A 5,548-nucleotide genomic window follows, 5' to 3' on the forward strand; every position below is an offset into this window, starting at 1 on the left:
GACTATCCCGGCGATCCGACCGGCCGCGCCATGCCGGCGCTGCGCTCGCTGGTGCTGTCGGCGCGATTCCTCGGTGTCGTCATTCTCGGCAACATCGTCGCGCTGCTGCTTCTCTTGGTGCCGGGCGTCAACATAGCCGCCTTCTTCATCGTCAACGGCTATCTGCTCGGGCGCGAGTTCTTCGAATTCGCCGCCATGCGCTTTCGCGGCGAAGACGAGGCCAAGGCCTTGCGCAGGCACTATGCCGGCACAGTGTTTCTCGCCGGGCTGCTCATCGCCGCTTTCCTCGCCGTGCCGTTGCTCAACCTGCTGACGCCGCTGTTCGCCGCCGCCATGATGGTGCATCTGCACAAGGCGATCTCGGTGCGGGAAGTGGCTCGCTCCTCGCGCCGCTGAGCATTTTCTTCAGCGCAACAGGAATCCGCGTCCGAGCTCGTCGTCCGCTTCGACGATGAATTCGGCCCGCCCGGAATAATAGGCGCGGCCGCCGACGCGGGCGATGATCGCCTCATGCCGTCCAGCCTTCGCCGTCCGCGCCACGGCTCCGGAAAAACGCGAGCCGGCGATGCTCTCGAATGTGCGCGTCTGTCCGATCGCGATCTCGCCCTTGGCATGCATGGCCGCCAGCCTTGCGGTGACGCCGGAACCGGTTGGCGAGCGATCGACCTCGGCTTCGGCGAAGACGCAGATGTTTTTGGTCACCTCGCCGGAAAATGTGTCGCGGCCGTCGGTCAGGATGGTGCCGTATAGGTAGGCTAGGTCGCCGTGGTCGGGATGCGACAGCGGAAATTCAGCCTTGAGCCTGTCCGTCAGCCCCGTTGCCGCATCGACGAAATCGCGCATCCGGCTTCTGCCGAATTCGAGCCCGAATTGGTGACAATCGGCCAGCGCGTAGAAGGCGCCGCCATAGGCGACGTCGAAGCCAATCGTGCCGTGGCCCGCCAATTCGATCGCCTGTCCACCGGCGAAAAGGAAGGCCGGCACGCTTTCGAACGAAACCGCACCGGCCTTGCCGTCCCTGACCTCGACCGAGGCGACGACCAGCCCGCACGGCGCCTCGATATTGACTGTCGTGACTGGTTCCTGTTTCGCCACCAGCCCTTCATCGATGGCGTAGCGGCCGAGCGCGACGATGGCGTGGCCGCACATCGTGGAATAACCCTCATTGTGCATGAACAGCACGGCGAGGTCGGCGCCGGGCAGGTCCGGCTCGACCAGCAAGGCGCCATACATGTCGTAATGGCCGCGTGGCTCGAACATCAGGATTTTCCTGAGATGATCGAGATGGTCGCGCACATAGGCGCGCTTTTCCAGGATCGTGCCCTTGGGGATACCGGGATAGCCGCCGGTGACGATCCTCAGCGGCTCGCCGCCGGTATGCATGTCGACCACGGTCAGCGTCATGCGACGGGCCCCATTAATCCGAAGATTTGCCGAAGAGGGCCTGCAATTTGCTGAACGGCATGGCGGCGCGGGTGAAGCCGAAGGTGCCGTCTTGCTGGATTTCGCGTGCCGCCGTTTCCAGCATGCCGTAGGCGAAATTGGTCAGCCACGGCCCGAGCGAGATACGCTTGACGCCGGCCATGGCGAGATCGGCGATGGTAAAGCCCGGTACCGCCATGACATTGACCGGCTTGCTGACGGCAGAGCAGAGCGTGCGGATCATCTCGACGTTGCCGATGCCTGGCGCATAGAGTACGTCGGCGCCGGCCTTCTCGAACGCCTGCAGCCGCTTGATCGTGTCGTCGAGGTCGGACTTGCCCCAGAGGAAGTTCTCGGCCCGCGCAGTGAAGACGAAATCGCGTTTCAGGGCCCGCGCCGCTTCCACGGCCGCCGCAACGCGTTCGACGGCGTGCGCAAAATCATAGATCGGCTTGTCCGGATCGCCGGTGTGGTCTTCGATCGAGCAGCCGGCAAGGCCGGCAGCTTCCGCCGCGAAGATGGTTTCGGCGGCCTGCTCGGCGCTGTCGCCCTTGCCTTTCTCGAGGTCGGCCGAGACCGGCAGGCTGGTCGCCGCGGTCACTTCGCGGCAATGGTGGATCATCTGGTCGAAGGTCACCGCGCCGTCCGGCAGGCCGCGCGAAAAGGCAAAGCCGGCGCTGGTCGTCGCCAGCGCCGTGAAGCCGAACGAGCCGAGCAGCTTGGTCGTGCCGATATCCCAGGGATTGGGCACGACGAAGGTCGAGGCATGCAGGTCGCGAAAGATCTTGCCCTTGTCCATGGTAGTTCCCCATCATATGCGGTGTGGCCGAGCGGATTTTATCCTGCTCCATCTGGCCGGGCAAACGAATGCGGTTGGTTCAGAAGCGTTTGGCGTTCTCTCCTGCCAAATTGTTCAGCGCGTCGGAATCCTTGGCGTAGTGCGACGTTGTCTTGTCCCAATGATAGGTGACGGAGATGTCGTGAGATTCAGGTTTGGGCGGCTGGTCATCGCAGCTTTCGTCGTTCACGACGGTGGCATCGGTCACCGTTACCTTGATCGCCGCATGGCGTCGGCCCTCTGCGATGGCTTTAAAGGCAACGTCCTGCGTCCGGCTATAGGCACACACGTGCTCGTCGAACAAATAGATGATGTCGATCAGCTTCAACTTGTCCCTGGCGACCATAATCAGCGGGACGATCATATAGTTCTGGTTTGAATTGGAATGCGAACTCTCGATCATGAGGATATCATCATTGGCGCCGATGCCGAGCTTGCCGGGTTCGCGGAAATAGGTGCTGCGGTCGAGGGCGACATTGGCGGCGTCGAGCAGCCTTGGTTTGCCCGTAATGTCGTAGAGCGCTAGCACCGCATAGCCTTCTGCGCTGTCTGAGGAATCGCCGAGATCGAACAGCATGGTCAGGCGGTCCTTGCCTCCCGCCTTGATGGCAAGCACGGAGGCATTGGAAAAGCCTGAGGTTTCGGGCGGCGAGCCGCCGCTGTCGGGTCCCTCGATATGGCGCATAGCGATCGGCAGCCCGCCCCTGTAAAAGCCATTCTTGTCGGCGGCGAGGTCTGGAATGATCATCCTGGCGAGGTCGAGATAGGTGATGTCTTTTTGGCCGGGCAGTGGGCTGCCGAGCTCCGGAAGGCTGGCGTCTTGCGCGCCGGCTGCGGTCCACAGCAATGGCAGCAGCATCACGGCGAGGATGAAGCGAAGCAGGTTCGTCGGCATGGTCGCCTCAGGGTGTCGGGCGCGCGGAACGTAGCACAGCCTCCCAACCCGTCCAGTCCGTCAGCCAGCTCAGTGGATCGGCACCAGCCCGGCCAGTTCGCGCATGTCGTCGAACAGGATGCCGCCGGCCTGGATAAGGCCGTCGCGGTCGGAATAGGGATCGGCGTGATAGGAAAACACCCGCATGCCGGCCGCGATGCCGGCCTGCGTGCCAGCGACGCTGTCCTCGATGACGATGCAGTCGGCAGGTGCAAAGCCCACGGTTTTCGCAGCATGCAGGAACAGGTCCGGAAACGGCTTGCCGCGCGCGACCATCGTCGAGGAAAACATCGCGTGTTCGAACAGCGGCAACAGCCCGGTCTGGCCAAGTGTGATGTGCATCTTCGACACCCGGGCCGAGGTGGCGACGCAATAGGCGATCCCGGCTGACCGCACGGCCTCGACGAATTCGCGGACATAAGGGATTGCTTCGACGCCGTGGGCGAACAGGTCTGGCAGGCCGGCGTTCCAGCGATCGACAAAATCGGCGCCAAGCCTGACGCTGGTCTTTTCTTCGATCTCTTTCTGCACCGACGCCATGCTGCGGCCGGAGAAATTCTTGCGGCAATATTTGAAGCTTGTCGGATAGCCGGCAGCGGTCAGCCATTCGGCAAGGCGCCGATTGGCCAGGTTCTCCGTATCGACCAGGATCCCGTCGCAGTCGAAGATGACAAGTTTAGGCAGTTCAGGCATCAGGCGGTGCCGGTCGATCCGAACCCGCCCGCGCCGCGCGCCGTGCCGCCGGCCAGGTTGCGCTCTTCCACGGCGGCTTGCGTCACCGCGGCAAAAACGATCTGGGCGATGCGCATGCCGCGCGTCACGGCAAAGTCCTCATCGCCGAGATTGATCAGCAGGACCTTCACCTCGCCGCGATAGTCGCTGTCGATGGTGCCGGGCGTGTTGAGGACGGTCAGCCCATGCTTGAAGGCAAGGCCCGAGCGCGGCCGCACCTGGCCTTCCATGCCTTCGGGAATTTCCAGGATCAGCCCGGTCGGCACCAGAGCGCGTTTTCCGGGCAGGATCAGCAGCGGCCGGTCGTCCGGCACCGCGGCGCGCAGATCCATGCCGGCAGCACCGGTGCTTTCATAAGCAGGAAGGGGAAGTCCTTCAGCATGCGGCAACCTGACGAAGCCGACGGTCGGACCGATGACGGAGGGAGTTTGAAGGGCTGCGCGCATAAAATCGATCCTATCGGCGCGAACGGCGATTCGGTCAACTCGCCCGCAAGCCTATCAACGGCTTTCTTTCAGGCATCAGTATGGCCTGAGGTGTGTTGAGATTCAGGTCAGGCCGAGTCGAAACCCGTCGTTTGCAGGCCGGCATCACCTGAATATCGACATATCTTAGCGCACTTCCATCGGAACCACCGTCGTCTCCTTGATCTCTTCCATCACGAAAGAGGCGGAAACATCAGACAGCGCCACCTTGGCGATCAGCCGCTGGTAGAGCCGGTCATAGGCCTTCACGTCGGCGACGCGGGCGCGCAGAACGTAGTCGAGGTCGCCGGACATGCGGTAGACGCCGATGATCTCGGGAAAGCCGGTCACCGCCGCCCGGAATCTCTGCAGCCACTCCGGATCGTGGTTGGACGTGCGGATCAGGATGAAGACGGAAAGGCCAAGCCCGAGCTTTTCGGCATCGACCAGCGCCACCCTGCCGGTGATGACACCGGCCTCCTCCAGCCGCTTCACCCGGCGCCAGCAGGCATTGCGCGACAGCGCCACCCGTTCCGACAACTGGTCGACCGACAGCGTGCCGTCGCGTTGCAACTCGGCGAGCAATTTCCGGTCGATTTCGTCAATTTCCAGCGCCATGTGGGATATTTGTTCCATGCATCACCGAAATACAAGGACATTTTGAGACCGATGAACCGGCGAAGCATGTCAGGATACTCATATCAGGAACTTCAAGCGCTGAAGGGGAACCAGCATGTCGGTCGCAAGGATTTTCACCTCTCATCCGGCCAAGGTCGGCGAAACCTATTTCAGCCACATGGGCTTTGCCGCCTGGTTTTCGTCGCGCCTGTTGATGGCGGCCGGCGCCGCGCTCGTTCATGCTTTCTTGCCATTTCTGTTTGAAACTACCGCCAGCCGAATCGTTCGCGAGCTTTACGAGCGGACGCACAACAGAGGCACGCACGCGACCAAGGAGCCTGCGGCTCTTCCGGATCGCGCCTAGGCGATCCCGCCATCGAGCTTCGTCACCATGACCAGGGACGGGATCAACATTCGGCCTTTTGCTCCGGCCGTGGCGAAGCTGGCGTTGGCCGGGTAGTTGCAAATTGCGGCAACGCCGCGGGCCAGCGCCCCCCTCTGTCCTGCCGGACATCTCCCCCTCAAGGGGGGAGATTGGAT

Annotated in this window: 9 protein-coding genes; 2 read left to right on the plus strand and 7 right to left on the minus strand. The window is 62.5% G+C overall.

Going from position 1 to position 5,548, the window contains the following annotated elements; genetic code table 11:
• A partial coding sequence (locus EN994_RS15935; RefSeq protein WP_127307633.1) for a sulfate transporter family protein occupies positions 1-396 on the plus strand: 396 nt, incomplete at its 5' end.
• Between the two features lie 9 nt (positions 397-405).
• Here the strand turns inward: EN994_RS15935 and EN994_RS15940 are convergent.
• From EN994_RS15940 to EN994_RS15965, 6 genes are all read right to left on the minus strand, one after another.
• Positions 406-1,404, minus strand: a complete 999-nt coding sequence (locus tag EN994_RS15940) for a proline racemase family protein (protein ID WP_024505791.1) — start codon at positions 1,402-1,404, stop codon at positions 406-408.
• A 13-nt stretch (positions 1,405-1,417) separates the two neighbouring features.
• Positions 1,418-2,221 carry an oxaloacetate decarboxylase gene (locus tag EN994_RS15945; RefSeq protein ID WP_024505790.1) on the minus strand — a complete coding sequence of 268 codons (804 nt, stop codon included), beginning with the start codon at positions 2,219-2,221 and terminating at the stop codon, positions 1,418-1,420.
• Between the two features lie 79 nt (positions 2,222-2,300).
• Positions 2,301-3,155, minus strand: coding sequence for a hypothetical protein (locus EN994_RS15950; RefSeq protein ID WP_013528047.1), 855 nt, complete (start codon positions 3,153-3,155; stop codon positions 2,301-2,303).
• Positions 3,156-3,224: 69 nt separating this feature from the next.
• Positions 3,225-3,887 carry an HAD family phosphatase gene (locus tag EN994_RS15955; RefSeq protein ID WP_063169909.1) on the minus strand — a complete coding sequence of 221 codons (663 nt, stop codon included), beginning with the start codon at positions 3,885-3,887 and terminating at the stop codon, positions 3,225-3,227.
• Complete coding sequence (gene dut / locus EN994_RS15960) at positions 3,887-4,372, minus strand: dUTP diphosphatase (RefSeq protein ID WP_013528045.1); 486 nt, start codon at positions 4,370-4,372, stop codon at positions 3,887-3,889. The genes EN994_RS15955 and dut overlap by 1 nt, the downstream gene beginning before the upstream one ends.
• A gap of 165 nt (positions 4,373-4,537) precedes the next feature.
• A complete protein-coding gene (locus tag EN994_RS15965) occupies positions 4,538-5,008 on the minus strand; it encodes an Lrp/AsnC family transcriptional regulator (RefSeq protein ID WP_013528044.1) in 471 nt (156 codons plus the stop codon).
• 115 nt (positions 5,009-5,123) lie between these two features.
• Between EN994_RS15965 and EN994_RS15970 the strand changes: the two genes are divergently transcribed.
• Positions 5,124-5,372 (plus strand): DUF6356 family protein, encoded by a 249-nt coding sequence (locus tag EN994_RS15970; RefSeq protein WP_063169910.1) that lies wholly within the window; start codon positions 5,124-5,126, stop codon positions 5,370-5,372.
• Here the strand turns inward: EN994_RS15970 and EN994_RS35660 are convergent.
• On the minus strand, positions 5,369-5,548 hold a 180-nt coding region (locus EN994_RS35660; protein WP_206530410.1), incomplete at its 5' end, for a hypothetical protein. The genes EN994_RS15970 and EN994_RS35660 overlap by 4 nt on opposite strands.

This window comes from Mesorhizobium sp. M7A.F.Ca.CA.002.09.1.1, from assembly GCF_003998555.1.
In the GTDB taxonomy this organism is placed as follows: domain Bacteria; phylum Pseudomonadota; class Alphaproteobacteria; order Rhizobiales; family Rhizobiaceae; genus Mesorhizobium; species Mesorhizobium ciceri.

Excerpts from the sequence above, each read along its gene's own strand:
- EN994_RS15940 (WP_024505791.1), bottom strand. The coding sequence starts at position 1,404 with ATGACGCTGACCGTGGTCGACATGCATACCGGCGGCGAGCCGCTGAGG.
- dut (WP_013528045.1), bottom strand. The coding sequence starts at position 4,372 with ATGCGCGCAGCCCTTCAAACTCCCTCCGTCATCGGTCCGACCGTCGGC.
- EN994_RS15970 (WP_063169910.1), top strand. The coding sequence starts at position 5,124 with ATGTCGGTCGCAAGGATTTTCACCTCTCATCCGGCCAAGGTCGGCGAA.
- EN994_RS15945 (WP_024505790.1), bottom strand. The coding sequence starts at position 2,221 with ATGGACAAGGGCAAGATCTTTCGCGACCTGCATGCCTCGACCTTCGTC.
- EN994_RS15950 (WP_013528047.1), bottom strand. The coding sequence starts at position 3,155 with ATGCCGACGAACCTGCTTCGCTTCATCCTCGCCGTGATGCTGCTGCCA.
- EN994_RS15955 (WP_063169909.1), bottom strand. The coding sequence starts at position 3,887 with ATGCCTGAACTGCCTAAACTTGTCATCTTCGACTGCGACGGGATCCTG.
- EN994_RS15965 (WP_013528044.1), bottom strand. The coding sequence starts at position 5,008 with ATGGCGCTGGAAATTGACGAAATCGACCGGAAATTGCTCGCCGAGTTG.